The sequence below is a fragment of the Erwinia typographi genome, from assembly GCF_000773975.1.
Classification (GTDB): domain Bacteria; phylum Pseudomonadota; class Gammaproteobacteria; order Enterobacterales; family Enterobacteriaceae; genus Erwinia; species Erwinia typographi.
Window position 1 is genome coordinate 16,782 of the sequence record NZ_JRUQ01000050.1, and the last position, 26,648, is coordinate 43,429.

Annotated in this window: 23 protein-coding genes; 19 read left to right on the forward strand and 4 right to left on the reverse strand. The window is 54.9% G+C overall.

Annotated features, from left to right (window positions below):
- The first annotated feature begins 68 nt into the window (after positions 1 to 68).
- The 3 genes from NG99_RS17740 to umuC all read left to right on the forward strand — a co-directional run bounded on the left by NG99_RS17740 (position 69) and on the right by umuC (position 2,349).
- The gene (locus tag NG99_RS17740) at positions 69 to 506 is read left to right on the forward strand and encodes an ester cyclase (RefSeq protein WP_034895809.1); all 438 of its coding nucleotides are present in this window, start codon (positions 69 to 71) and stop codon (positions 504 to 506) included.
- A 158-nt stretch (positions 507 to 664) separates the two neighbouring features.
- Positions 665 to 1,084, forward strand: coding sequence for a translesion error-prone DNA polymerase V autoproteolytic subunit (gene umuD / locus NG99_RS17745; RefSeq protein ID WP_034895810.1), 420 nt, complete (start codon positions 665 to 667; stop codon positions 1,082 to 1,084).
- Between the two features lie 2 nt (positions 1,085 to 1,086).
- Positions 1,087 to 2,349, forward strand: coding sequence for a translesion error-prone DNA polymerase V subunit UmuC (gene umuC / locus NG99_RS17750; RefSeq protein ID WP_034895812.1), 1,263 nt, complete (start codon positions 1,087 to 1,089; stop codon positions 2,347 to 2,349).
- A 334-nt stretch (positions 2,350 to 2,683) separates the two neighbouring features.
- Here the strand turns inward: umuC and NG99_RS17755 are convergent, their stop codons facing one another.
- On the reverse strand, positions 2,684 to 4,771 hold the full coding sequence (locus NG99_RS17755) for a TonB-dependent receptor domain-containing protein (RefSeq protein WP_034895814.1): 2,088 nt from the start codon (positions 4,769 to 4,771) through the stop codon (positions 2,684 to 2,686).
- Positions 4,772 to 5,036: 265 nt separating this feature from the next.
- A complete protein-coding gene (locus NG99_RS17760; protein WP_034895815.1) occupies positions 5,037 to 5,552 on the reverse strand; it encodes a DUF2946 domain-containing protein in 516 nt (171 codons plus the stop codon).
- Positions 5,553 to 5,809: 257 nt separating this feature from the next.
- Between NG99_RS17760 and NG99_RS17765 the strand changes: the two genes are divergently transcribed.
- Positions 5,810 to 6,235 carry a GNAT family N-acetyltransferase gene (locus NG99_RS17765; RefSeq protein WP_034895817.1) on the forward strand — a complete coding sequence of 142 codons (426 nt, stop codon included), beginning with the start codon at positions 5,810 to 5,812 and terminating at the stop codon, positions 6,233 to 6,235.
- A gap of 75 nt (positions 6,236 to 6,310) precedes the next feature.
- Here NG99_RS17765 and NG99_RS17770 read toward each other — a convergent pair whose 3' ends face one another.
- Together NG99_RS17770 and NG99_RS17775 are read right to left on the reverse strand one after the other, a co-directional pair.
- A complete protein-coding gene (locus NG99_RS17770; RefSeq protein WP_034895821.1) occupies positions 6,311 to 7,255 on the reverse strand; it encodes an alpha/beta fold hydrolase in 945 nt (314 codons plus the stop codon).
- Positions 7,256 to 7,334: 79 nt separating this feature from the next.
- Complete coding sequence (locus tag NG99_RS17775) at positions 7,335 to 7,952, reverse strand: TetR/AcrR family transcriptional regulator (protein ID WP_034895823.1); 618 nt, start codon at positions 7,950 to 7,952, stop codon at positions 7,335 to 7,337.
- 165 nt (positions 7,953 to 8,117) lie between these two features.
- Between NG99_RS17775 and NG99_RS17780 the strand changes: the two genes are divergently transcribed.
- From NG99_RS17780 to NG99_RS17850, 15 genes are all read left to right on the forward strand, one after another.
- Positions 8,118 to 9,086, forward strand: coding sequence for a D-2-hydroxyacid dehydrogenase family protein (locus NG99_RS17780; protein ID WP_034895825.1), 969 nt, complete (start codon positions 8,118 to 8,120; stop codon positions 9,084 to 9,086).
- Positions 9,087 to 9,202: 116 nt separating this feature from the next.
- Positions 9,203 to 10,384: an HD-GYP domain-containing protein gene (locus NG99_RS17785; RefSeq protein WP_034895827.1), complete on the forward strand. Its 1,182-nt coding sequence runs from the start codon at positions 9,203 to 9,205 to the stop codon at positions 10,382 to 10,384.
- Positions 10,385 to 10,710: 326 nt separating this feature from the next.
- Positions 10,711 to 11,520, forward strand: a complete 810-nt coding sequence (gene otsB / locus NG99_RS17790; protein WP_034895830.1) for a trehalose-phosphatase — start codon at positions 10,711 to 10,713, stop codon at positions 11,518 to 11,520.
- A complete protein-coding gene (gene otsA, locus NG99_RS17795; protein ID WP_034895832.1) occupies positions 11,495 to 12,925 on the forward strand; it encodes an alpha,alpha-trehalose-phosphate synthase in 1,431 nt (476 codons plus the stop codon). The genes otsB and otsA overlap by 26 nt, the downstream gene beginning before the upstream one ends.
- 940 nt (positions 12,926 to 13,865) lie before the next feature.
- Entirely contained in the window at positions 13,866 to 14,219 is a 354-nt protein-coding gene (flhD, locus tag NG99_RS17800) for a flagellar transcriptional regulator FlhD (RefSeq protein WP_034895834.1), read from the forward strand.
- Complete coding sequence (gene flhC, locus NG99_RS17805) at positions 14,219 to 14,797, forward strand: flagellar transcriptional regulator FlhC (protein WP_034895837.1); 579 nt, start codon at positions 14,219 to 14,221, stop codon at positions 14,795 to 14,797. The genes flhD and flhC overlap by 1 nt, the downstream gene beginning before the upstream one ends.
- A gap of 128 nt (positions 14,798 to 14,925) precedes the next feature.
- A complete protein-coding gene (motA, locus tag NG99_RS17810) occupies positions 14,926 to 15,813 on the forward strand; it encodes a flagellar motor stator protein MotA (protein ID WP_034895839.1) in 888 nt (295 codons plus the stop codon).
- Entirely contained in the window at positions 15,810 to 16,850 is a 1,041-nt protein-coding gene (gene motB / locus NG99_RS17815) for a flagellar motor protein MotB (protein ID WP_034895842.1), read from the forward strand. Before motA ends, motB begins: the two co-directional genes overlap by 4 nt.
- Before the next feature lie 10 nt (positions 16,851 to 16,860).
- The gene (gene cheA, locus NG99_RS17820) at positions 16,861 to 18,843 is read left to right on the forward strand and encodes a chemotaxis protein CheA (protein WP_198138807.1); all 1,983 of its coding nucleotides are present in this window, start codon (positions 16,861 to 16,863) and stop codon (positions 18,841 to 18,843) included.
- Between the two features lie 23 nt (positions 18,844 to 18,866).
- The gene (gene cheW, locus NG99_RS17825; protein WP_034895846.1) at positions 18,867 to 19,364 is read left to right on the forward strand and encodes a chemotaxis protein CheW; all 498 of its coding nucleotides are present in this window, start codon (positions 18,867 to 18,869) and stop codon (positions 19,362 to 19,364) included.
- Positions 19,365 to 19,552: 188 nt separating this feature from the next.
- The gene (locus tag NG99_RS17830; RefSeq protein ID WP_034895847.1) at positions 19,553 to 21,226 is read left to right on the forward strand and encodes a methyl-accepting chemotaxis protein; all 1,674 of its coding nucleotides are present in this window, start codon (positions 19,553 to 19,555) and stop codon (positions 21,224 to 21,226) included.
- 112 nt (positions 21,227 to 21,338) lie between these two features.
- A complete protein-coding gene (locus NG99_RS17835) occupies positions 21,339 to 23,018 on the forward strand; it encodes a methyl-accepting chemotaxis protein (RefSeq protein ID WP_034895849.1) in 1,680 nt (559 codons plus the stop codon).
- 47 nt (positions 23,019 to 23,065) lie between these two features.
- Positions 23,066 to 24,655, forward strand: coding sequence for a methyl-accepting chemotaxis protein (locus NG99_RS17840; protein WP_034895851.1), 1,590 nt, complete (start codon positions 23,066 to 23,068; stop codon positions 24,653 to 24,655).
- Between the two features lie 44 nt (positions 24,656 to 24,699).
- A complete protein-coding gene (gene cheR / locus NG99_RS17845) occupies positions 24,700 to 25,572 on the forward strand; it encodes a protein-glutamate O-methyltransferase CheR (RefSeq protein ID WP_034895853.1) in 873 nt (290 codons plus the stop codon).
- Entirely contained in the window at positions 25,572 to 26,621 is a 1,050-nt protein-coding gene (locus NG99_RS17850; RefSeq protein WP_034895855.1) for a protein-glutamate methylesterase/protein-glutamine glutaminase, read from the forward strand. Before cheR ends, NG99_RS17850 begins: the two co-directional genes overlap by 1 nt.
- Positions 26,622 to 26,648 lie beyond the last annotated feature (27 nt).

The following is a 26,648-nucleotide window of genomic DNA, read 5'->3' on the forward strand; positions in this document are numbered from 1 at the left end:
TATTTGTTGGATTGATAATAGCCGCCGATTTATGCTCAGGCAATCACTTACCCATCTGGAGCCTGACCATGAGCCATTCCGACACTGCCCGCCTGCTGGACGAACGCACTGCCGTTGAGACACTGTACCGCGCGTTTAACGATAAAAACCCTGACCTGCTGGATAGCGTCGTCAGCGCCGACTGGCAGGATATCCCGCTGGCACCGGGACAGGGACCGGGCGCGGCGGGTTTAAAACCGATTATCCTTGGCTTTATCGCCGCGATGCCGGACGTGCATATCCAGATTCACGATCTGATTCAGACACCGGGTCGCGTTGCCGTGCGGGCAGAAATTACCGGCACGCACCTCGGCAGCTTTATGGGGATTGCCGCCACCGGGAAAAAAGTAAGCTTCGCCATTCATGAATTTCACCATTTCACCGCCGGGCGGATCGCCACCACCTGGCATCTTGAAGACTGGTTCGGTCTGTTCCGCCAGCTTGGGCAGTTTCCCGAGTTGAGCTGAGAGGGCATTGGCTAATGGGGAGGAGGAGAGGCATTTTCTCCTCCTGTCTAAATTTATAGCCTGTTCAAACGCTTGTTGGAATCTTCTGACAAGGCCCTTGATTCGCCGCTGCATTCAGTAATGCTGTATATAAACACAGTATTGTCAGGATAAACACCATGCAGTTCACTCGCCCCTCTGAGATTTACCCTACCGTCACGCTTCCGCTGTTCACCGAGCGCGTACCCTGTGGCTTTCCCAGTCCGGCACAGGACTATATTGAAGATCGGATTGATCTCAACAAGCTGGTCATTAAGCACCCCAGCGCGACTTACTTTGTCAAAGTCAGCGGTGATTCTATGCAGGGAGCCGGGATTAGCGATGGCGATCTGCTGGTGGTCGATCGTTCACTTTCTGCCGGGCATGGCGATATTGTTGTCGCGGCGGTGGCTGGCGAATTTACCGTCAAAGAGCTTCGTACTCGTCCATTTGTACAGTTAATGCCCCACAATAATAATTACTCTGCCATTTTATTTCAGCGTGAGGAAGAGCTGGAAATATTTGGTGTGGTCACTTTCTCTATCAAAGCCCATAAGTAATTATGTTTGCTCTTGTTGATGTGAATAGCTTTTATACTTCTTGCGAGGTTGTTTTTCGACCTGACTTGCAGGGGAAGGCCATTATCGTGGTGTCCAATAACGATGGCTGTGTTATTTCCCGATCCGCCGAGGCAAAACAGCTGGGAATAAAAATGGGGGAGCCTTACTTTAAATTAAAAAATAAATCCTACAATGCCCAACTCCATGTCTTCAGCTCTAATTATGCGCTCTATGCCGATCTCAGTGAGCGCGTGATGCAGACGCTTACGGATATGTCTCCCGCCATTGAGCGTTATTCAATAGATGAAGCATTCGTGAATTTATCTGCAGTCAATAATTGCGTCTCATTAGAAGCGTTTGGGCATGACATGCGCAACCAGGTGCTTCGTCATACCGGACTAACGGTAGGTGTAGGGATTGCACAAACCAAAACGCTGGCAAAATTAGCTAATCATGCCGCAAAAACATGGCGAGGGACTGCCGGTGTGGTCGATCTGTCAAACAGGGACCGGCAGCGTAAACTGCTGGCGCTTGTTGCGGTAGAGGATGTTTGGGGGATTGGCAGACGCCTTAGTAAAAAGCTAAATATGATGGGAATCGAGACGGCACTCGATCTGGCCGAAAGCTCGCTGTGGGTCATCAGAAAGCATTTTAACGTGGTGCTGGAAAGGACGGTCCGTGAACTCCGTGGCGAGCCATGTCTGGAGTTGGAAGAGTTTACGCCAACGAAACAGCAGATCATTTGCAGCCGCTCCTTTGGTTACCGCATTACGCAATATATTGATATACATCAGGCAATCTGCGCCTATGCGGAGCGTGCGGCAGAGAAGCTTCGGGGTGAGCGTCAGTTTTGCCGTTTTATCAGCGTATTTGTCCGCACAAGTCCACATGCGGATGACGAAGTATTTTATGGCAATCAGGCTTCAATTCGCCTCACGATCCCTTCTAATGACACGCGGGATATTATCTGTGCGGCGACACAATGCCTGGAGCGTATATGGAAAGAGGGGCATCGTTATATGAAAGCTGGCGTAATGCTGGCTGATTTTTTCAGCAGCGGGGTAGCGCAGTTCGATTTATTTGATGACGGCGTACAGCGAGCCGACAGTGCCGTATTAATGAAAACGATTGATAATATAAATTCATCAGGAAAAGGGAAAATATGGTTTGCCGGACAGGGAATTGAGAAGGCCTGGGCGATGAAGCGAGAGATGCTTTCACCTGCTTATACGACAAGATACTCCGATCTGCCGGTAGCAAAATAGTGCTAATTACTGGCCCGGTAAAGGTAGCCGGTGATTTCCCGACAGGCGGTTGAAGGCTGTGTCAGCTAATCACTGGCGGTGCCTGATGACACCGTCAGTTTCTGGGGGCATAACTTAACTCTGCGCCTTTGCCGCCAGCGCCGCCGCTTTGTTACTAAAATCAGCGGCAAGTTCGATCATCGCTTTTTTGACATCAGCAGGCGCGGTTTGCATCGACCCGGGCAATTGCAAGCTTGCAACGGAGTATTATCTTACGCTGACGCATTACGGTTTTCCTTCTCAGGGAACACATATTCCGACCGGTGCGATCGGGCGCGCGCACCGGTCGGGCTAATCAGAACGTCACATTAATTTTTGCCCATCCGGTTCTGCCAGGCTCGCTAACCGGCGTGTTGGCGGAATAGCCAAAGCTGCTGTTCCCGGCGAGATTAAGGTGCTCGCTGTAGGCGGTATCAAACAGGTTGTCGACGCCGACGCTGAGCTTCACATGCTGGGTGGCTTTATAAGCGACATTGGCGGAGAAGATGGCGAAGCCTGCGCTGCGACCAAAATCCTTACCCACCACGTTCCCCTCATTTTCCGCAAGGCGATGTTGAGCGCTGACCAGCCTTAACAGGCCGCCGCTGCTCCATTTGCCAGACTCCCAGTTCAGCCCAAGCCGTGCTTCCAGCGGTGGGATCTGCGGCAGCGGCTTATGGTCGTCGCGATTTTGCGCGTATGAATAGGCCAGGCTGGCATCCGTTTTCCATCTGTCGGTAAGCTGGTAGCTGAAGCCGGTTTCGCCGCCCAGGGTGAGGGCATCAACATTGTCGGCCTCGCTGATACGGGCATTATTGGGGTCATAGCGGAACAGAATAAAATCGTTTACCTGGCCCATATAGGCCGACACCCAGCCGGTAAAGCGCTGGCCGCTGTACTGTGCGCCGATATCCAGCTGCGTGGTTTTTTCTGTTTTCACCGTGTCGAACGCGCTGGCGCTACCGCCAGGTCCGTAGGTTGGCGAGAAGAGCTCCCAGTAATCTGGGAAGCGTTCGGTATACCCGACGCCTGCGTAGAGCATGAGCGGCATGTCGCTCAGCGTGTGTTCAAAGCGGATAAAACCTGCGGGAAGGGTGGCGCTGCGGCTGTCTTCGCCGGTGCCGGTATAGTTATCGACAATCGCCCGGTCCAGACGAGCGCCGCCGATGGTCTTGCTTTTGTCCGTGGTATACCAGGTGAGTTCACTGAAAACCCCGTAATCGTGGAACCGCGCATCTTTCGTCCAGCCGTTGTCGCCCTTGCTCCGATGGCTGTTGAGCTGCATATCTGCGCCGCTCTGGAGCTGGAAGTCCTGCCACAGCCAGGTTCCCATCATGCGGCCGCCTACCGTGCGGCGATCGAGCTGCATCGCCATCGGCGTGCTCATGTTCATGGAGGAGCCCCCAGACATCGCCATAGACGAACCCATATCCATGGAGGAGCCCATACTCATGCCGGCGCTCATGCTGCCCGGCGATCGCAACGAGTAGTTATCCATGATGTGATTGGCGTAATTGTAATAAGCGCTGGCTTCAAACTTATCGAACACGTCGCCAATGTTAGATTTTTCAAAACGTATGCCGAGACTTTCACGTTCGAACTGCGATCCGTCCATGCTGCGACCAGCGTAGCGGGCTTCTCCGTTGCCTTTACCCGCCGTCAGCTCCAGCAGCGAGTCCGTATCCGGCGTCCAGCCCACGGCGACATCGGCATTCCACTTGTCCCATTTCGACGGAACGCGATCGCCATTGCCGTCTTTATAGTCTCCGGCGCGGGATTTATTGCCGGTCAGACGGATATACCCCTGTTCGCTGCCCAGGCTGACGTCCGCGTTTTCATCAAAACGGCTGTTGGAGGCCGCCAGCAGGCTGGCGTTGCCCTTGATGCCTGGTTTATCAAACTGCGGCGGCTCGCGGTCAAAGCGCAATGTGCCTGCCGAATTACCCGGTCCCCATAAAACGGTTTCAGGTCCTTTAATCAGCGTCAGCACATCGAAGCTCTCCGGGGAGATGTAAGAGCTCGGTGCATCCATGCGTGCGGGGCAGGCGCCCAGCATTTCACTGTTATTGGTCAGGATACGCAAACGCGAGCCAAACATACCGCGGAATACCGGGTCACCATTGGTGCCGCCGTTACGGATTTGTGAGAAGCCGGGGATGGTTTTCAGATAATCAGAACCGTCACTGGCAGGCACCGGCTGGCGAGGCGTTTTAAGATTGGTCACCACGGTCAGCGGTGAGAGATCGGGGGCCGTTACGGTCATTACCGGATCGGACGGCGGCGTTTTGGGTTTAGCAACTTCATGCGCTGAATGAAGTTCATCAGCCCAGGATATTGCTGGCATAAAGCAACCGATGGCAACAGCAAAGCTGAGTGCCCGCAGAGGAAAGTAATCCTTATACATAATCTGTCCTGATTTTAGCGTGTAATAATCCTGTCCGCTGCCGTTGGCAGAAGATATGTGAGCGTTGGCAGGGCCGGACGTTTTAAAAAGTCAATTAACAGATGGCGCTATATTTCAGACTGGCGCCTGGTTTATCTGTATCTGAAGGTGAAAATTACTTTCAGAGTGCTTTTTTAAAACGATATTAACCCTGCGCCGTGCGCATTATTTTTGAAAAATAACGGGGCCAGCTGATATAGAAAAATTAAGCTGACAATAAGCAAGGTTAATTAACTGGAGGTGCGCGAGGTTGCGCCGTGCCGGGGAAGAAAAGAGTGAACGTCGGGAGGATAAGACGCGGCGGCGGTGCGTTCGCCACTCTGATGATAAGCCAGATAATGGCGACAAATATCCAGAGCATCAGCGGAAGATGGAGCAGCATGACGCAGTAATTACAGGCGATATCATCCATCATGCTGCCAGACATCATCCCAGCCATGCCGGGCATCGGAGAAGGCTGCTGGGCATGAGGGGGCATATCATGATGCAGGGGCATCTCCGCAGAGCTCATCGCCATGCCTTCCATCATGCCCGACATATCATCGACGTTGGAACTGCTGTCAGCGTCATGCACAGAGTGCATATTATCTGCATCGGGAGTGGCTGGCTGTTCGTTATGGTTCTCCATCCGCCGGTGTTCCAGCGTTTTCGACACTTCCGGCGCAACAAACAGCAGCAGTATCGCAATAATTGCGATACAGGCAGGCAGCTTATTCCGGGAAAGTCTAATAAGAGAAAACAATTCCGCACATCCATGACAGTTTTATCAGAGAGTGCAGTGTAAGTGAATTACCCCGGCTTGTTAATATTATTCTTAGTCTTTTGTCTTAAGTGTCTGGTATTTGTGTTAACAATAATATAACATTTCCTGCCGTTATCTTCCCGTGGTTAAATTAGCTTTTCAATTTAGTATTTAACGGACATAGCCGAATAGAGAACGGTTTAAACTGAGCGACAGGATCTGCGGGTTACCGAATAGAGCAATGATGAGAGGGGTAAATGGAAGAGATCCGAATAGATGTATCAGAAAGTATCACAGCAGAACATCTGATTCCGATCGAGGAAGGCCTGAATGTGTTTAACGACGAGATGGCCGGGTTCAGCGATCGTAAACCTTTATCCGTAGTTATCCGGGGAGCCGATAGTGGGAAAGTCCTCGGGGGCATGTTGGGGCGTTCGTCCCTGGGATTATTGTTCATCGATCTTCTTTATCTTCCCCCTGAACTCAGGTCGATGGGGCTGGGAAAAGAACTTTTACAGCGGTTTGAAGAAGAAGGAAGGCAACGAGGCTGCGTGGCGGCATTCCTGTATACCATCAGTTTTCAGGCCCCCGATTTTTACCGGAAAAATGGCTGGGAGGAATTTGGTAAAATTGACTGTTTACCCGATGGGACCAGCCGTATTTTTATGAAAACAATGCTCTGAACATTAGGGTAACGGCTTAAACGCGGCGGTAATGTATGTAAAAAGGCCCCGAACGGGACCTCCCTTATCCTGGCATCAGGCGATGAAAAACGCGCTCAGCTCCCGCGCTATAGCCTGCGGCTGCTCCTCCGGCAGGAAATGGCCGCAGTGCGATACCACTACGCCAGAAACCTCTTTCGCGTAAGGCCGCAGCGGCGCGGCCATATCAGCAATCGACCCCTGGTCCGCGCTGATTGCAAGGATCGGCATACTGAGCAGGCCTTCCGCCTGTAGCGCTTTGTTCTGCGCGGCGGAAAGCGCGGCTGAGCGATAGTAGGCAAGGCCCGCGCGCAACCCGCCGCTGCTGTTCAGCACCCGCAGATATTCCGTCATATCTTCTTCAGAAAACACGTCTGGACAGGCGGTTTTTCGCTTCAGGAACCACTCAAGGTAAACGCGTTCGTGACCAGCGATCAGCGCTTCGGGCAGATCGGGGATAGCATGAAAAGCAAAGTGCCAGGTTTTCCAGGCCTTGTCCGGCGTCACGGGCAGGGCATCCGGCAGGGTAATGCCGGGGATGCCGGCATCCAGCAGGGCCAGCCTTTTGACCTCGTCGCCAAAAAGGGCCGCATAAGGCCATGCTACCCAGGCCCCCACATCATGTGCGGCAAGAAAGTAGCGGGAGAGGCCAAGTGCGGAAAGCAACCCATGAATTTTCTCCGCCAGCGACTGCGTATCGTAGCCCGTTTCCGGGCGATCGGAATCGCCCTGGCCGGGCAGATCGGGGGCGATAATATGGTAAGTCGGCGCCAGCAGCGCCATCACCTGTCGCCAGGCATACCAGCTCTGAGGAAACCCGGCCAGCAGTACCACAGTTTCTCCGTCAGGATTGCCGCCAGAGACGTAATGCAGCCTGACGCCGTCGACGGTGGCGTAGCAATGGGCGAAACCGGCCAGCGTCGGGTCGGCGAATGTCGTCGGCTGCGCGTCGCTGTGGCGGAGCGTCGGGAGCGGAGCGGTTTGTTTAGTTTGAGTTGGCATCACTGGACCTCTGTGGTTAATTTCCCGTGACTGCACGGGAGATAATTAGGAAATGATTAATTCCTAAATGGATAAATTTTTAATCAAGCAGCTTCATTGCCAGACTTAGGGTGGGTTCTCTGGCGGTAACGTTTTGCATTTTCCCGACGATGCGCATACCGAAAGTCAGGCAGAGGATCAGTTCAGCGGCGACCTCTGTGTCAAGACTTGCCGACACGGAACCATCCTGCTGACCCTGAGCCAGCAGGGAAACAAGCAGGCTTTTATTACGGATGACGGCCTGACGGACCAGCCCGGACAGCGCTTCATCCAGTACCTGAAGCTCCGTAGCGCTGCCGACTACCAGACAGCCACGCCTTCCCTCAACGTCCTGCGCCGATTCAAGATAGAATCTCAGCAGCTCTGCGAGCTTTTCCCGGCCGGTGGCTTGTGTCGCCAGGCGCTGGCGCAGCGCCTCATTGCGCAACGAGGTGTAGCGCTCGAAGACGTTAAGAAACAGGGTGCGCTTATCCTTAAAAGCCTTATAAATGCTGCCTGCGGTCAGATGCATCGCCTCGCCCAGCTCGGCAATGGAGGCGGCATGAAACCCTTTTTCTCTGAACACTAGCATGGCGTTATCCAGAGCCAGTTCGGTATCAAACTCTCTTGGTCTGCCGCGATCTTTATTTTTCCCATTGGGTAAGCGTGAACGGTTCATAGTGTCTGAATAAGGAAATGAGTGCTTCCAAAATACAGCGATCGGTTTGAGCTGGCAAGGGGAGAGCACGATAAAGGCAGAATGCGGCTGGCGTGGCCAGCATATTTATTCCAGCCGTGGCCTGTATTACTCTGCCTCAACACAGAGATCGCATCAGGAGTGAACGTGGCTATACGTATTGCAATACCGGACGATTACCAACGGGCAACCGCCAGCCTCAGCTTTTTGCAGGATAACCCGGCTTTCAACTGCACCGCGTTGGGTGACCTGACAAGCGATCCTGACGCCCGTTCAGTATTAGCCCGCGCCCAGGGGCTGATACTGATCCGTGAGAGAACGCTGATCGACGAGGCTTTCCTGCGGAAAACGCCGGAGCTGAAGATCATCAGCCAGACTGGAAAGCTGGCGCGCAATATCGATCTTGCCGCCTGCCGTCGGGCTGGCGTGGTGGTGGTCGAAGGCTCTGGCTCCCCGGTGGCGCCAGCCGAGCTGACCTGGCTGCTGATCATGGCGTCGCGCCGCAGGCTGGTGTCGTCAGTTAACGCCATGAAGGCCGGGCAATGGCAAACGGAGCTGGGCAGGGCCGTTCATCGCCAGACGCTGGGCATTCTCGGCTATGGCAAGATCGGCAGGCGAATCGCCCACTACGGTAAAGCCTTTGATATGCAGGTTCAGGTATGGGGCAGCGAACGGGCCAGGGAAGAGGCGCGGCGTGAGGGCTGCCTGGTGCCCGACGATCGGGAAACTTTTTTCGCCACCTGCGATGTGCTTTCGGTGCATCTGCGGCTGGTAAAGGAAACGGAGGCGTGTATTGATGAAGGGGATCTGCTGGCAATGAAGCCAGATGCGCTCTTTGTCAATACCAGCAGAGCTGAGCTGGTTGCGCCGGGGGCGCTACTGGCGGCATTACGCCAGGGACGACCCGGCTTCGCGGCGCTGGACGTGTATGAACAGGAGCCGGTCTACGACCCGGCCGCTCCGCTGCTCCAGATGCCAAACGTCCTTTGTACGCCGCATCTCGGCTATGTGGAGCAGGCCAGCTATGAATCCTATTTCCAGACGGCTCTCGACAACCTGATGCGCTTCTTTAACGACGATTTTTCCCCTGAGATGGACCTTGCGGCGCAAAGTTAGCGATCTTTTTTTGTAAGTAAAATGTAAAAACTGCACGCATCCCTCGTAACCCTTCAAGCTTTTAACGGGCAGGCCGATACCAGAGCTGATGGCGGCGCAAGCCCAGGAGGTGGAGGATGATAAGACGAATTCCGGTACAGGAACTGCGCATCGGAATGTATGTGCACAAGCTTGAAGTGTTCTGGCTGAAGCACCCGCTGGTTCACAACCATATGCTGCTGACTGCCGACCGGCAGATCCAGGTGATTGCAGAAAACGGCATTAAAGAAGTCTGGATCGATTTGTCGAAAGGGCAAAGCCCGGATGAGTTCGGACAGCAAGCCGCAGAGGAGCACGCTGCCGTCTCTCGTGGCTTCGTTAGTATGCATGAAGAAGTTGAGCAGGCGCAGGCCATCTGCCTGAATGCCAAAGGGCAGGTGATGGAGATGTTCAGCGATGTCCGGCTGGGACGCACTATCGATACGACCAGCACGCTGCCGCTGGTGGATGAAATCGGCGGGTCGATTAGCCGTCATCCTGCCGCGCTGCTGAGCGTGGTACGTCTGAAAACGCACGATGATTATACCTATCTTCACTCGGTGGCCGTCTGCGCGCTAATGGTGGCGCTTGCGCACCAGCTGGAGCTGGATGAACAGCTGGCGCGGCGCGCAGGTACGGCCGGGTTGCTGCATGACGTAGGCAAAGCGAGGATCTCGCTGGCAATCCTTAACAAGCCTGGCAAATTGACCGATGCAGAGTTCGACATTATGAAACAGCACCCGGCTATTGGTGAAGCGCTGCTGCGTCAAAGCGGCGGCGATGGGGATCTGCTGGACGTGGCGCGGCACCACCATGAGAAGGTGAACGGCAGCGGCTACCCGGACGGGCTAAAAGGCAAAGAGATCTCTTTACTCGCCCGCATGGCCTCGGTCTGCGATGTCTATGATGCCGTGACCTCCAACCGGCCTTATAAGGCTGGCTGGAATCCGGCCAGTGCGATGCACCAGATGGCGAGTTGGGAAGGGCATTTTGACCGTAAGGTTCTCTTTGCCTTTGTGAAGGCGGTCGGCATCTATCCAGTCGGCTCAATTGTCCGCCTCGCCTCCGGACGGATTGCCGTGGTGGTCGAGCCGGGCCACGGCTCGCTGCTACAGCCAAAAGTCTGCGTGTTTTACTCCCTGACGATGAATCGATCCCTGCCGCCGGAGATGCTCGATTTAGCCGATCGCTTCTGCTGGGACAGTATCACCGGCCCGGAAGAGTCTTTAAGCTGGCCTGGCATCAATATTGATGCGCTGTGGATGAAGCCAGTAGCCTGATGGTGTCAGCCGCATTGGCAGCATGATGTTGCGGAATCTTTGCCGCTTCACCAACAGTTTTTCCGAGTTATTCCTGCCGACATTTCACCTTTCTCCTATGTCTATTTCCCCAGTGATTTACCATTCTTAGCGCGTAGCTGCGGGCTAAAAGCCCCGGATTATCTGGCGCAATCACGATCGCTGACTATACTTAACACAGATATGCCGCGTTTTCCTCGTGCGTTGTGGATGATTCAGATACGCCATCTGACCCCGCCAGCGTTAGTTGGGCCGAACATGAGCCTGATGAACGTATCGACGTAACACACTCAATCAGGAGGAATACTTTGAAGAATCAGAACGAGTCCGTACCCCCACTATCCGCCAGTAAAAAGTACGCATTTTTCTTTGATGTGGATGGCACGCTGGCCGCTATTCAGTCCCGTCCGGACCAGGTTTTTATCCCGCAGCAGGTTATCGCTAACCTGAAGCGACTCGCTCAGCTGTCAGAAGGAGCGCTTGCGCTGGTGTCCGGTCGCCCGATGAGTGAACTGGACGCGCTGGTATCCCCTTTGCATCTTCCACTGGCTGGCGTACATGGCGCTGAGCGGCGCGACGGCGAGGGCAATATTGAACGCCTCTCTTTACCGGATGAGGTTGCTGCCTCGCTCTCTGCCCTGCTGAGCGAAGCGATGGCAAAGCTCCCGGATACCCAGTTGGAACCCAAAGGAATGGCCTTCGCACTGCACTATCGCCGTGCGGAACATCATCAGCAGGCGGTGCTGGCGCTGGCTGAAGAGACCATAGCTCGTTTCCCGATGCTGGTCCTACAGCCGGGAAAATGCGTGGTGGAACTGAAGCCGAAAGGGGTAAGTAAAGGAGCGGCGATTGAGGCATTTATGCAGCAGGCGCCGTTTGTCGACAGAACGCCCGTCTTTATTGGCGATGACTTAACGGATGAAGCGGGCTTCAGGGTTATCAATACCAGGGAGGGAGTGGCCATTAAAGTGGGAGAGGGCGAGACGCAAGCCCCCTGGCGGCTGGCGGATGTGCCTGCCGTTCATCACTGGCTGGAACAGACACTATTACAATTAGATCAAGACGAAACAACGTCGGTAAGGAGTAAAGGTTATGAGTCGCTTAGTAGTCGTATCTAACCGCATCGCTGTACCTGATGGGTCGAAAGCCAGCGCTGGCGGTCTGACCGTTGGGATTATGGATGCCCTGAAAACCACCGGTGGACTGTGGTTTGGCTGGAACGGCGAAATCAATGAAATCGGTGAAGATGACGAGGAGATGAACCTCTTTGAACAGGATAGCGTCACCTACGCTTCCTTCGGACTGAACCAGAACGATTATGACCTGTATTATCTGCAATTTTCCAATGCGGTAATCTGGCCCGCTTTCCACTACCGGCTTGACCTGGTGAACTTCCAGCGTGAAGCCTGGGACGGTTACTGCAGCGTGAATACCCTGCTGGCTAAACGCCTGCTGCCGCTGCTGAAGCCTGATGACGTGCTGTGGATCCATGATTACCATCTGCTGCCTTTTGCCGCCGCGCTGCGTAAGCTGGGCGTTAACAATCGCATCGGGTTCTTCCTGCATATTCCGTTCCCCACGCCGGAAATCTTCAATGCGCTGCCGCCTCATAGCGAGCTGCTGGAGATGATGTGCGATTACGACCTGCTGGGATTCCAGACGGAGAGTGACCGCACCGCATTCCTGGAGTGCCTGTCGCTGATGACCCAGCTACAAACTAAGGGTAAGCAGCATCGTGCCTTTGGCAACAGCTTTGTCACCGAGGTTTATCCGATTGGTATCGAGCCGGACAGCATCAAAGAGATGGCTGAAGGCCCGCTGCCGCCAAAAATGGCGGCAATGAAGAAAGACCTCGGCGATGCGAAAAATATTATCGCCTGCGAGCGTCTGGATTACTCCAAAGGGTTGCCGGAGCGTTTTCTGGCTTATGAAGCGCTGTTGGAAAACTACCCTGAACACCACGGAAAAATACGCTATTCACAGATTGCCCCCACCTCGCGGGGCGATGTGCAGGCCTATCAGGACATCCGCCATCAGTTGGAAACCGAAGCCGGGCGCATCAATGGCAAATACGGCACGCTGGGATGGACGCCGCTGTACTACCTCAATCAGCATTTCGATCGCCGCCTGCTGATGAAGATTTTCCGCCTGACCGACATTGGTCTGGTGACGCCGCTGCGTGACGGGATGAACCTGGTCGCCAAAGAGTATGTTGCGGCCCAGGACCCGGCCGATCCCGGCGTACTGGTGCTGTCGCGCTTTGCCGGAGCGGCAAACGAGCTGACTTCCGCGCTGATAGTGAACCCGTACGATCGTGATGAGGTGGCCGCTGCGCTGAATCAGGCGGCGACCATGCCCCTGAATGAGCGTATTTCTCGCTACAACGACATGATGGCCGTGCTGCGCAGGAACGATATTACCCACTGGCGCAAATCATATCTTAAGGATTTGCAGGCGGTGGCGCTGCGCTCCCCGGAGCAGGGAGAGGCCAATAAGGTCGCGACCTTTCCACGCTTAGCATAAGTTGTGCCAGGCACATATCAAGGGGCGGTCGCAGACCGCCCCTTTTATTGCCAACATGCTGGCAGCCAGAAAGGCTGGCGCTATTTTTACTACCAAAAAATAGCCAGTTATAAAAAAATCGTCAAAAAAAGTGATTTTTTTCTAAAGGTTATTCCCCTGCTGCCGATACCAACCCTGTAAGGTCAAATTTCCGCAAAAACATTCATATCACTAATGTAACCGTCCGTTACATCCCTTGACGTACCCTAAACACAGTCGGAATAAGGCTTACGTAACGTTATCGCTTCCTGATGAAATCATGCGTTATGTCACATTTCTGTCATCCCTGATCCGGTCGACAGCCATCAGCGGTGACGATTTCCTCCACAGGTCTTAGCGCATAAAAGTAGTTTTTAATTCTGTTTATTTTTGTCAATACAGGTATTTGATCTGAGTTTGATCTGAATCAAGCTGCCGCTCCGCTTAATGCTCGTAAACGGAATCATTTTCATCTGCAGCGGATCGTTTTTTGTTAAAAATTAACAAAAAGTGGGCAAACTGGTTAGTTAGTGAACTAATCAACAGTAAAGCTGAAGAGTTTTTTTAGTTAAAATAAGGGAAAAGTGTGACACAGGTCACACTTTATCTAAAATTTAGCCTGGCTCTCGTTGTATGTCTAAATCAGAGGCGATAGAGTTGCCTTGTTTTCGGAATAGTCCTAAACGCACTAAGAAAAATCTGACGAATCAGGTAGAGGTTTAGGACGAAAACAGGGGAGCAGTAACTGGCAAAATGAGTTAATGACTACTTTCTGGACAGCCGCCGTGATGGCAGCTGACAGCTTCGCGAACGTTTGGCTTCTGCCACTAAATTATTTGCCAATTTTAAGATTACCAATCAGCAACCAAGGTAGCGGCGCAATCCGCAAACGTTTAAGTAGTGTCAGTCAGGATGGAAAAAAATGGGTACATCAGAATTACTCAAACATATTTACGACATCAACTTGTCATATTTATTGCTTGCGCAACGCCTCATTAACCAGGAAAAAGCGTCCGCCATGTTTCGTCTGGGCATCGATGAACAGATGGCTGATGCCCTGTCTCAGTTAACGCTGCCAGAAATGGTTAAGCTGGCCGAAACTAACCAGTTAGTTTGCCAATTCCGCTTTAATGATCACGCGACAATTGCTCGCTTAACGCAGGAGTCCCGGGTGGATGATTTACAGCAAATCCATACCGGCATCCTGTTGTCCAGCCGTTTATTGCGCAACGTTTCGGGTAAAAGCGATGAGTTGCCGAAAAAGAGGGCGAGCTAATGGGCGAAAAAAGTATTGTGCAGGAAGCGCGCGATATTCAACTGGCGATGGAATTAATCTCGCTGGGCGCTCGCCTGCAAATGTTAGAAAGCGAAACGCAGCTGAGCCGCGGACGCTTAATTAAATTATATAAAGAACTGCGCGGCAGTCCGCCGCCAAAAGGCATGTTGCCTTTCTCAACCGACTGGTTTATGACCTGGGAACAGAATATCCACTCTTCAATGTTCTGTAATGCCTGGCAGTTCTTACTCAAAAGCGGGTTGAGCCACGGGGTGGATGCGGTGATCAAGGCATACCGACTCTATCTTGAGCAGTGCCCGCAACAGGACGAAGGCCCGCTGCTGGCGCTGACGCGCGCCTGGACCCTGGTCCGGTTTGTTGAGAGCGGAATGCTGGAGCTGTCGGACTGCAAATGCTGCGGCGGCAGCTTTATTAACCACGCTCACCAGCCGATCGGCAGCTTTGTTTGCAGCCTGTGCCAGCCGCCATCGCGCGCGGTAAAAAGACGTAAACTTTCAGCAGAGCCTGCCGATAACATTTCACAACTGCTGGATGAAGAGATTAAACAGGCCGTTTAATTCTCTTTACCACGAGGAATGAATCCAGCAGCGGTTATTTAACCGCTGCTTTTTTTTTGCCCGCGGCGGCCAGGACAAGCTGAAGTACTGATCTTCAACCCACGCGTCAGCAGACGTAAGGATTTAGCGTGTTAATTATTTTGGGGTATATCCTGGTACTGGGGTCGGTGTTGGGTGGCTACGTGATGGTAGGCGGCCACCTTGGCGCACTCTATCAGCCTTCTGAGCTGTTAATCATCGGCGGTGCCGGCATCGGCGCGTTTATCGTGGGCAATAATGGCAAGGCGATCAAGGCCACCATGAAAGCGTTGCCATTATTAATGCGCGGCTCCAAATATAATAAAGCCCTGTATATGGATTTAATGGCCTTACTGTATCGCCTGATGGCTAAATCCCGCCAGCAGGGGATGCTTTCGCTGGAAGGCGATATTGAAAACCCGCTGGAAAGTGAAATTTTCGCTAATTACCCGCGCATCATTGCCGATAAAAGATTGGTGGACTTCATTACTGATTATTTACGCCTGATGGTGAGCGGCAATATGAACGCCTTTGAAATTGAAGCGCTGATGGATGAAGAGATCGAAACCTACGAACACGAATGCGAAGTCCCGGCAACGGCGCTGCAAACGGTGGGCGATTCTCTTCCCGCGTTCGGCATCGTGGCGGCGGTAATGGGGGTCGTGCATACGCTGGCTTCCGCCGATCGCCCGGCGGCGGAGCTGGGGGCTTCGGTGGCCCACGCGATGGTAGGAACCTTCCTCGGCATCCTGTTGGCCTACGGATTTGTTTCTCCGCTTTCAGGGGTGCTGCGCCAGAAATGTGCCGAAACGACCAAGATGATGCAATGCATTAAAGTCACATTGCTCTCCAGCCTCAATGGCTATGCGCCGCAGATCGCCGTCGAGTTCGGCCGTAAAACGCTGTACTCAACCGAAAGGCCGTCGTTTACCGAGCTGGAGGAGCATGTTCGTAACGCGAAATCACCAGCGAAACAGACTTCGGATCAAGACGCATGAAGCATAACAATCACCCCATTATTCTGGTTAAAAGAAAGAAGCATAAAAGGCATGAGGGCGGCCACGGCTCATGGAAGATTGCTTATGCCGACTTTATGACCGCGATGATGGCTTTTTTCATGGTGATGTGGCTGCTTTCGATCTCAAACCCTCAGGAACTGGTGCAGATTGCCGATTACTTTAAAACGCCGCTGAAGGTGGCGCTGACCGGCGGCAGTAAAAGTAGCGAAAGCATCAGCGTTATCCCCGGCGGCGGCGAAGACCCAACTCAGAAGTCGGGTGAGGTGCGCAAAGTGGTGGATATGGACGCGCAGAAACGCAAGCTGGATGAAATTCGACTGAACCGCCTGCGTGAAAGGCTCGACCAGCTGATAGAGGCGGACCCGCGGCTCAGGGTTCTGCGTCCTCATCTGATTATCAATATGGTGGAAGAGGGGCTGCGCATCCAGATTATTGACAGTGAAAACCGGCCGATGTTTAAAACCGGCAGTGCGGAGGTGGAGCCGTATATGCGCGATATCTTACGTGCGATTGCGCCGATCCTGAACGATATTCCGAACAAAATCAGTCTTGCCGGCCATACCGATGATTTTCAGTATGCCAACGGTGACCGCGGATACAGTAACTGGGAGCTGTCGGCCGATCGGGCGAATGCCTCCAGACGTGAGCTGGTGATCGGCGGGCTGGACAGCGGCAAGATGCTGCGCGTGGTCGGGATGGCAGACACCATGCGATTAAAAAATCGCGGCGCGGATGATGCGGTTAATCGCCGAATCAGTCTGCTGGTGCTGAATCATGACACGGAAATGCAGATTGAAAAAGAGAACTCGGAAAGCGATGCGATGCAGATCGATGACAGCGCGGCGAGCAACCTCAAAGAAATAGTCGCACCGGCGATACCGTCCGGTGCCACCCATAAACCAGACCCTCAACCGCCAGCGGCTGAGCCAGCGGGTGATAAGGACCAGCCGGGAGCGTTTGCTCCGGCGAACCCTACACCGACGGCCCAGACCGGGCGCGACTCACAGCAGAGGTGATACCGTGAGCATGGATATCAGCGACTTTTATCAAACGTTTTTCGATGAAGCCGACGAACTGTTGGCCGACATGGAACAACACCTGCTGGGGTTAGACCCGCAGGAACCGGACTCGGAACAGCTTAACGCTATCTTCCGTGCAGCCCACTCGATTAAAGGCGGAGCGGGAACCTTTGGTTTTACCGTATTGCAGGAAACCACGCACATTCTGGAAAATATTCTCGACGGGGCACGCCGCGGCGAAATGCAGCTGAGCACCGATATCATCAACCTGTTTTTGGAAACCAAAGATATTATGCAAGAACAGCTGGATGCCTACAAAACCGCCACCGAACCGAATGCCGAGACCTTCGAGTACATCTGTCAGGCGCTGCGCCAACTGGCTCTGGAAGCCAGGGGCGAAGCGGTAGAGCCGCCAAAAACGCTGGCGGTTGCCGCCATCGCACCGACGCCTGGGCCGGCTGCTGGCCTGCGCCTGGCGCTGGTGGATCTGAAGCCGAACGAAATCCCGCTGATGCTGGAAGAGCTGGGCAATCTGGGTAGCGTCTCTGACGTCATTAAAGGCGAAACCTCGCTGGAAGTGACGCTGGATTCCTCGGTAGGTCAGGACGACATCGTTGCCGTGCTGTGCTTTGTGATTGAAGAGTCGCAGATCAGATTCATTACCGCTCAGGCTGCGGCGCCAGAAGTCGTTAATGCGGTAGCCGAAGTGGCAGAACTGCCGGTGGCCCAGTTGGCGACGGTCAGCGATATTAATTCCGCGAAGCGTGAGGCGCCGAAAAAAGTGGCCGCGCCGAAGGCCAGCGAATCCACCAGTATCCGCGTAGCCGTGGAAAAGGTGGACCAGCTGATCAACCTGGTTGGCGAGCTGGTGATCACGCAGTCGATGCTGGCGCAGCGTTCCGGCGAGCTGGACCCGGTCGCCCACGGCGACCTGCTTAACAGCATGGGGCAGCTGGAGCGTAACGCCCGCGATTTGCAGGAATCGGTGATGTCTATCCGCATGATGCCGATGGAGTATGTCTTCAGCCGCTTCCCACGCCTGGTGCGCGACCTGGCCAGCAAGCTGGGAAAAGAGGTCGAGTTAACGCTGCTGGGCAGCTCGACCGAGCTGGATAAGAGCCTGATTGAACGCATTATCGATCCGTTAACCCACCTGGTGCGTAACAGCCTGGATCACGGTATCGAATCGCCAGATAAACGCCTCGCCGCCGGGAAACACGCGGTAGGTAACCTGACCCTGTCGGCGGAACACCAGGGGGGCAACATCTGCATCGAAGTGGTTGATGACGGTGCCGGGCTGAACCGTGAACGCATTCTGGCTAAAGCGCTCTCTTCCGGCCTGCCGGTCAGCGAGGCGATGAGCGATGAAGAGGTAGGGATGCTGATTTTCGCGCCGGGCTTCTCCACGGCAGAGCAGGTGACCGATGTCTCTGGCCGCGGCGTGGGCATGGACGTGGTAAAACGAAATATTCAGGAGATGGGCGGCCACGTTGAAATCGCCTCTAAACAGGGCAAAGGCACGACAATTCGTATCCTGCTGCCGCTGACGCTGGCAATTCTCGACGGCATGTCCGTGCGGGTGGCGAACGAAGTGTTCATCCTGCCGCTGAACGCGGTAATGGAATCCCTGCAACCGCTGGCCGATGACCTTCATCCGCTGGCCGGGGGCGAGCGCGTGCTGGAAGTCCGTGGCGAATATCTGCCGCTGGTTGAACTGTGGAACGTTTTCGATGTGCAGGGGGCGAAAACCGAAGCCACTCAGGGCATCGTGGTGATCCTGCAAAGCGCGGGAAAACGTTATGCGATGTTGGTTGATCAATTGATTGGCCAGCACCAGGTGGTGGTAAAAAATCTGGAAAGCAACTATCGCAAAGTTCCGGGCATCTCGGCGGCCACCATTCTGGGCGATGGCAGCGTGGCGCTGATTGTTGATGTCTCGGCTCTGCAGTCTCTCAACCGTGAAAAGCGTGTGGCGGGAGCCGCAGCCTGACGTTAACCGATTAAGGGTAAATTATGACTGGAATGGCAACTGTCTCTAAACTCACTGGCGAAACCGTAGGCCAGGAGTTCCTGGTGTTTACGCTGGGTGACGAAGAGTACGGCATCGATATTCTGAAAGTGCAGGAAATCCGTGGCTACGACCAGGTGACGCGCATTGCGAACACGCCAGCTTTTATCAAAGGGGTGACCAATCTGCGCGGCGTGATCGTGCCGATCATCGATCTGCGCATCAAATTCGCACAGTCTGACGTTGGCTATAACGAAAACACCGTGGTTATTGTGCTCAATCTGGAGCAGCGCGTGGTGGGTATCGTGGTGGACGGCGTATCTGACGTGCTGTCGCTCACTACCGACCAGATCCGGCCTTCCCCGGAGTTTGCGGTGACGATGTCTACCGAATACCTGACCGGCCTGGGTGCGCTGGGCGAGCGTATGCTGATCCTGGTTGATATTGAAAAGCTGCTGAACAGTGAAGAAATGGCGCTGGTTGACGTGCTGCGTAGCGCCTGATAACCGTGCCTGAGTGGCGACAAAGGGCCGTGCAGCGACTGCATGGCCCTTAATTATTTCAATATCGCTTGCTGTAACTTTTAAATACAAAATAATTATCTTAATTTTAGCAATATAGCCGCATAAAGTTTCACTTTCTGGCGCCGATAGATCTGGTGTTGTTCCACTTTACACACCAAGGGTACGCCATGTTTACACGTATTAAAGTTGTTACCAGTCTGCTGTTAGTGCTAATGGTTTTTGGCTCATTGCAGCTGATTTCCGGTGGGTTATTTATCCGCGCGCTGACCAGCGACAAAAATAGTTTCTCCGTTGCTCAGAACTCAAGTGACAACATGGCGGCATTTACCGACGCCTGGATCGCACTGAATCAGACCCGCATTGCGCTGAATCGCGGTATGTTGCGCCTGCAAAGCGAAACCGCCAGCACCGTCTCCAGCACTTCATTAAGCATGATTTCCGCCCAGGGCAAAAAGCTGCTGGCGGATGCCGACAAGTCTTACGCGCTGTACAAAAAGATCCCTGATACCAAAGGGATCGACCCGAAAGTCGTCGAGACAATGGAACAAAATTACGATAGCTACTCTAAAGCGCTGGCCAACATGCTTGGCCTGATGGAAAACAAGCAGTTGAACGAGATGTATAAGCTCAATATTGAGCAGAAGCAGAACGATATGCAGGCGGCCTACACCACCTGGCGCGACGCACAAAACGTGATTACCGTCCGGGGCGTGGCGGCGAATGAAGCGGCTTACGCCAGAATGCTGTGGGTGGTGGGTATGGTGATGGCGCTGGTCGTCGCGCTGATCGTGCTGTGCTGGATCGGCCTGCGCAAGGTGCTAATCACCCCGCTGCAAACCAATATTACTCATATCAGCCACATTGCTGGCGGTGACCTGACCCACACCATTGAGGTGATCGGGCGTAACGAAATGGGGCAACTGGCCGCCAGCCTGCAGGAGATGCAGCAGGCGCTGGTGCGCACCGTCAGCGACGTGCGCGACGGTTCTGACGCCATCTATACCGGTGCCAGCGAAATTGCGGCGGGTAACAACGATCTCTCTTCCCGCACCGAGCAGCAGGCCGCCTCCCTCGAAGAAACCGCTGCCAGCATGGAACAGCTGACCGCCACCGTGAAGCAAAATGCGGAGAACGCCCGTCAGGCATCCCAACTGGCGCTCAGCGCGTCTGAAACCGCGCTGAAAGGAGGTAAAGTGGTGGATGGCGTGGTGAAAACCATGAGCGACATCGCCGTCAGTTCGAAAAAAATCGCCGACATCACCAGCGTCATCGACGGCATTGCCTTCCAGACCAATATTCTGGCGCTGAACGCTGCCGTTGAGGCCGCCCGAGCGGGTGAGCAGGGACGGGGCTTTGCCGTGGTCGCGGGTGAAGTGCGTAACCTGGCCCAGCGCAGCGCGCAGGCAGCTAAAGAGATTAAAGGGCTGATTGAAGACTCGGTAGCCCGCGTGGATAGCGGTACCACGCTGGTTGGCACCGCCGGTGAAACGATGAGCGATATCGTCAATGCCGTCACTCGCGTGACTGACATTATGGGGGAAATCGCCTCTGCCTCGGATGAGCAGAGTAAGGGTATCGATCAGGTGGGGACCGCCGTGACCGAGATGGACCGTGTTACTCAGCAAAACGCCTCACTGGTAGAAGAATCCGCCACCGCTGCCGCTGCGCTGGAAGATCAGGCCAGCCGCCTGACGCAGGCCGTGGCGGTGTTCCGGCTACGGAAAGATCCGGGAATCAATCCAGTCGCCGCCCGGACGTTGCCGGCGAGCCGTCCAGCACTGTCGACGGCGCGAAAAATCGCTGCGCCCGTCGCCTCTGAAGGGAACTGGGAGACCTTCTGACCGCTAAGCATGATGTGTGACGGTATCCGCTGAGAAATTGGCGGATACCCGCATAAAGATCCCCGTCTGCCTGCCGATAACTGTGCCACTTGTGTTTTTTCCTGAGGTGGTCATGTTCAAGCGTATGAAAGTTGTTACCGGCCTGATCGGCGTGCTGGTGCTGTTTGCACTGCTCCAGTCCGGGACCGGCGGTCTGTTTTTCCACACGGTCAAAAATGACAGGGACAATTTTGCCTTTAACCAGCGTCTGCGCGTGTTGCAGCAGTCAATGGGGACAGCGTGGGTATCTCTGGTGCAGGCGCGTAATACGCTGAACCGCGCCGGGATACGCTACCTGATGGATGCCAGCCAGATGGGATCGGGAGCGACGCAGAAAGAGTTGCTGGCCCTGGCGCAGCAAGAGCTGGACGTTGCGGATAAATCGCTGGCGGTCTTCAATGCCAACCTGTCGGAAAAGGGGAAAACGGCGGATAACGTGAAGGCGTTACGGGACGGTTACCGGCAGCTGCACGACGCGCTGGGGCAGCTGATTGTGATGATGCAGAACGGCCGCTTCAATGATTTTGTCGCTCAGCCGACCCAAAGCTATCAGGAGCAATTTGAAAAAATCTATAACGAGTGGCTGGAAACCAATAATCAGCTGACGGCAGAGGGCCTGAAGGTTAACGCATCGGCTTACCAGCATACCCTGTGGATACTGCTGGCGGTACTGCTGATCTCCCTGACGGTGATCGCGCTGGCCTGGCGCGGAATCGACAAAATTCTGCTGCGGCCATTAAAAACCAATATTGAACATATTCGCCATATCGCCAGCGGCGATCTGACCCAGAACATTGAGTCTCATGGCCGCAACGAGATGACTCAGCTAGCCGACAGCCTGCGGGAAATGCAGCAGGCGCTGGTGCGCACGGTCAGCGACGTTCGCGACGGATCTGACGCTATTTATACCGGGGCCAGCGAAATTTCCGCAGGCAACAACGACCTCTCATCGCGCACCGAGCAGCAGGCCGCCTCGCTGGAGCAAACCGCTGCCAGCATGGAGCAGCTGACCGCCACGGTGAAGCAGAACGCCGAGAATGCCCGCCAGGCTTCTCAACTGTCGCTGAGCGCATCTCAAACCGCGCTAAAGGGCGGCAAAGTGGTGGATGGCGTGGTGAAAACCATGAACGACATCGCCGGGAGCTCAAAGAAAATCGCCGACATTACCAGCGTGATTGACGGCATTGCCTTCCAGACCAATATCCTGGCGCTGAATGCGGCGGTTGAAGCCGCCAGGGCCGGTGAGCAGGGGCGTGGATTTGCGGTAGTCGCTGGAGAAGTTCGTAACCTTGCCCAGCGCAGTGCGCAGGCGGCGAAAGAGATTAAAGGGCTGATTGAAGACTCCGTATCGCGAGTGGATACCGGCTCGGTGCTGGTTGAAAGCGCGGGTGAAACCATGACGGATATCGTCGGCGCGGTCACTCGCGTTACCGACATCATGGGCGAGATCGCCTCGGCTTCGGATGAGCAAAGTAAAGGGATTGACCAGGTTGGCACCGCGGTGAGCGAGATGGACCGGGTAACCCAACAAAACGCCTCGCTGGTTGAAGAGTCTGCCGCCGCCGCCGTTGCGCTGGAAGAACAGGCTAGCCGACTGACTCAGGCGGTGGCGGTATTCAGAATCCGTAAAGAAAATGTCGTTCAGGCCGTTAATAACAATAAGGCAAATAAAACCCCGCTGTTGATGCCCGTCGCCGCACCGCGCAAAGCGCTGGCGGCCCGGACATCAAATGAGAATTGGGAAACTTTCTAACAGGACTTTTTGCCGCCTGCATTGGGCGGCAGAACCCGGAGGCTGTAATGGTTAGTCAGATTCGTATCTCTACCGCAATCTTTTTTCTGCTTGGGCTGTTTTGTGTCATGCAGATCGCTGGCAGCGGGCTGTCGTTTAACGCTTTTCGTCAGGATACCGGCAATTTACAGGCGGTTGAAGTCAGCAGCGCGCAGCGCGAGGCCTTAGGGGAAACCTGGGCCGCCTTGCTAAGCGCCCGCGTAACGCTGAGCCGCGCCGGTACTCGTGCCGCACTGAGCCTGCCGCGCGATCAGGTAACAAGTTTGATGGGTAAGGCTCAGGAAGATCTGAACACTGCCGATAACGCTTTTAAGCGGTTCGATGCTATTCAGGCGGCGACGCCTGCGGATGTGGAGCTGAAGAAGGCGATGACCGCCGTATATGGCGACTATAACCATGAGCTTTCTCAACTGATCGCCTACCTGCAGAACTATCAGTTACAGGATTTTCTCGATTCGCCGACGCAGGGCGTGCAGGACCGGTTTCAGGCGCAGTACAACCGCTGGATGAGCCATATCGATATGCTGCGCGAACACGCCAGCCGGGCCGGAAAAGGGTTTTATCAGCAGTCGAAAGTTATTTTTATCGTGGCGGTAATTCTTTCACTGCTGGTAACGCTCAGCGGCGTCTGGTGGATACGTAAGGCGGTTGTTGCTCCGCTGGCGATCATGCGCGGCCATTTTGAGCGGATGGCTGGCGGCAACCTTGGCGGGACCATCGTGGCCGAAGGGCGTAACGAGTTGAGCGAGCTGTTTGCAAGCCTGAAGGCGATGCAGCAGTCGCTGGCGGAAACGGTTAGCAGCGTACGTGACGGCACGCACGCTATGCACACCGGTATTCGTGAAATTGCCTCCGGCAATAGCGATTTGTCCTCCCGCACCGAGCAGCAGGCTGCCTCGCTGGCTGAAACGGCCGCCAGCATGGAGCAGCTGACCGCTACGGTGACCGGCAACGCGGAAAATGCCCGTCAGGCTTCGCAGCTGGCGAAAGACGCGTCAACCACCGCCAATAAAGGCGGCACGCTGACCGGTAAAGTGGTCACTACTATGAGCGAGATTGCCGAGAGTTCGCGCAAGATCGGCGATATTACCAGCGTGATTGATGGTATTGCCTTCCAGACCAATATTCTGGCGCTGAATGCGGCGGTAGAAGCCGCCCGCGCGGGTGAACAGGGCAGAGGGTTTGCCGTGGTGGCCGGGGAAGTTCGCAGTCTGGCCCAGCGCAGCGCGCAGGCGGCCAGGGAGATTAAAGCGCTGATTGAAGCTTCGGTCAGCCGCGTGGATCAGGGAGCGAAGCAGGTAGCCTCAGCAGGCGAGACGATGGAAGAGATTGTGCAAAGCGTCACCCGCGTTAACGACATCATGGGTGAGATTGCTTCGGCCTCGGATGAACAGCGTCGGGGAATTGAACAGGTTGCGCTGGCGGTTAGCCAGATGGACCAGGTCACACAACAGAACGCCGCGCTGGTTGAGGAAGCGGCGGCCGCCACCGAAGCCCTTGAAGCACAGGCCGACCATCTGACGGGCACAGTGACCAGGTTCTCACTGGACGCGGAGCAGGCTGCAACAGGAAATTCGAATGGCTTACAGGGAATATAGCGTTGTTTTACGCTCTTAATCAGCACGTTGCAGGATAGCCCTGGATGAAAAAATCGACGCTGTTAGCCCCACAGGAGAACGCCACGCTACTGTCCCAGATGGTTCAGCGCCTGCCGTTATCCGATACGCATTTTAAGCGTATCAGTCAGTTGATCTACCAGCGAGCGGGCATCGTTCTCGCCGATCACAAGCGGGAGATGGTTTACAACCGGCTGGTTCGCCGGCTGCGGATGCTGGGCATAGACGACTTTGGTCGTTACCTTGCGCTGCTGGAGAGCGATGCCAGCAGCCCTGAGTGGCAGGCGTTTATTAACGCGCTGACCACTAACCTGACGGCGTTTTTCCGTGAGGCGCACCATTTCCCGATTCTGGCGGACCACGCCAGACGGCGGGCGGGCAGCTTTAACGTCTGGTGTGCCGCGGCCTCGACCGGCGAGGAGCCTTACTCCATCGCTATGACGCTGGCTGAAACGCTGGGCGCCGGGCCGGGGAAATTCCAGATTCACGCCAGCGATATTGACACGCAGGTGCTGGAGAAGGCGCTGACCGGCGTCTACCGCCAGGAGGAGCTGCGCACGCTCTCGCCACAGCAGCTACAGCGGTTTTTCTTCCGCGGAACCGGGCCGCATTCGGGAATGGTAAGAGTGCGTCCTGAACTGGCGAACTCAATTACCTACGCGCAGCTCAATCTGCTGGGGCACGAGTGGGCTTTACCGGGGCCGTTTGACGCCATTTTTTGCCGTAACGTGATGATTTATTTCGACAAAGAGACGCAGGAGAAAATTTTACGGCGCTTTGTCCCGTTGCTAAAACCTGGCGGGATCCTGTTTGCCGGCCATTCGGAGAATTTTAGCCAGATAAGCAAAGAGTTCTATCTGCGTGGCCAGACAGTCTACGGACTGACTAAGGAAAGATAATGGGAAAAATCAGAGTGTTATGCGTTGATGATTCGGCACTGATGCGCCAGCTGATGACCGAAATCATCAACAGCCATGCGGATATGGAGATGGTAGCTTCGGCACCCGATCCGCTGGTCGCCAGGGACATGATTAAAGAGTTTAACCCGGACGTGCTGACGCTGGATGTTGAAATGCCGCGAATGGATGGCCTCGACTTTCTGGAAAAGCTGATGCGCCTGCGGCCGATGCCGGTGGTGATGGTTTCCTCGCTGACCGGAAAAGGCTCAGAGGTGACGCTGCGAGCGCTGGAGCTGGGCGCGGTGGATTTTGTCACCAAGCCTTCGCTGGGCATTCGTGAGGGGATGCTGGCCTACAGCCAGATGATTGCCGATAAGGTTCGTGCCGCGTCGCGGGCAAAGCTGCATGTGCGTGGGCATCACCCTGCGCCGGTGATGCTGAAAGCCGGGCCGCTGTTGAGCAGTGAAAAGCTGATTGCGATTGGCGCCTCAACCGGGGGAACCGAAGCGATTCGCCACGTACTGCAACCGTTACCGGCAACCAGCCCTGCGCTGCTGATCACCCAGCATATGCCGCCAGGCTTTACCCGCTCGTTTGCGGAGCGGCTGAACAAACTTTGTCAGATTACGGTGAAGGAAGCGGAAGACGGCGAGCGTATTTTACCCGGGCACGCCTATATTGCTCCCGGCGCGATGCATCTGGAGCTGGCGCGAAGCGGCGCTAACTACCAGGTCAAGCTGAACGAAGGGCCGCCGGTTAACCGGCACAAGCCGTCAGTAGACGTGCTGTTTAAATCAGTAGCGCAGTTCGCCGGGCGTAACGCCGTAGGCGTCATTCTCACCGGGATGGGCAACGACGGCGCGGCGGGATTGCTGGCAATGAACAAAGCTGGCGCCTGGACCATCGCCCAGAACGAAGCGAGCTGTGTGGTATTTGGTATGCCGCGAGAGGCGATTGCCCTCGGCGGCGCCAGTGAAGTGGTGGATCTCCACCAAATCAGCCAGCACATGCTGGCAAAAATTAGCGCCGGACAGGCATTACGTATTTAACGCAGCGCCCGTCCCGCGGGGCTACAC

Coding starts and splice junctions, on each gene's coding strand:
- NG99_RS17740 (WP_034895809.1), top strand. CDS start 69: ATGAGCCATTCCGACACTGCCCGCCTGCTGGACGAACGCACTGCCGTT.
- umuD (WP_034895810.1), top strand. CDS start 665: ATGCAGTTCACTCGCCCCTCTGAGATTTACCCTACCGTCACGCTTCCG.
- umuC (WP_034895812.1), top strand. CDS start 1,087: ATGTTTGCTCTTGTTGATGTGAATAGCTTTTATACTTCTTGCGAGGTT.
- NG99_RS17755 (WP_034895814.1), bottom strand. CDS start 4,771: ATGTATAAGGATTACTTTCCTCTGCGGGCACTCAGCTTTGCTGTTGCC.
- NG99_RS17765 (WP_034895817.1), top strand. CDS start 5,810: ATGGAAGAGATCCGAATAGATGTATCAGAAAGTATCACAGCAGAACAT.
- NG99_RS17770 (WP_034895821.1), bottom strand. CDS start 7,255: ATGCCAACTCAAACTAAACAAACCGCTCCGCTCCCGACGCTCCGCCAC.
- NG99_RS17775 (WP_034895823.1), bottom strand. CDS start 7,952: ATGAACCGTTCACGCTTACCCAATGGGAAAAATAAAGATCGCGGCAGA.
- NG99_RS17785 (WP_034895827.1), top strand. CDS start 9,203: ATGATAAGACGAATTCCGGTACAGGAACTGCGCATCGGAATGTATGTG.
- otsA (WP_034895832.1), top strand. CDS start 11,495: ATGAGTCGCTTAGTAGTCGTATCTAACCGCATCGCTGTACCTGATGGG.
- flhD (WP_034895834.1), top strand. CDS start 13,866: ATGGGTACATCAGAATTACTCAAACATATTTACGACATCAACTTGTCA.
- flhC (WP_034895837.1), top strand. CDS start 14,219: ATGGGCGAAAAAAGTATTGTGCAGGAAGCGCGCGATATTCAACTGGCG.
- motB (WP_034895842.1), top strand. CDS start 15,810: ATGAAGCATAACAATCACCCCATTATTCTGGTTAAAAGAAAGAAGCAT.
- cheA (WP_198138807.1), top strand. CDS start 16,861: ATGGATATCAGCGACTTTTATCAAACGTTTTTCGATGAAGCCGACGAA.
- cheW (WP_034895846.1), top strand. CDS start 18,867: ATGACTGGAATGGCAACTGTCTCTAAACTCACTGGCGAAACCGTAGGC.
- NG99_RS17830 (WP_034895847.1), top strand. CDS start 19,553: ATGTTTACACGTATTAAAGTTGTTACCAGTCTGCTGTTAGTGCTAATG.
- NG99_RS17835 (WP_034895849.1), top strand. CDS start 21,339: ATGTTCAAGCGTATGAAAGTTGTTACCGGCCTGATCGGCGTGCTGGTG.
- NG99_RS17840 (WP_034895851.1), top strand. CDS start 23,066: ATGGTTAGTCAGATTCGTATCTCTACCGCAATCTTTTTTCTGCTTGGG.
- cheR (WP_034895853.1), top strand. CDS start 24,700: ATGAAAAAATCGACGCTGTTAGCCCCACAGGAGAACGCCACGCTACTG.
- NG99_RS17850 (WP_034895855.1), top strand. CDS start 25,572: ATGGGAAAAATCAGAGTGTTATGCGTTGATGATTCGGCACTGATGCGC.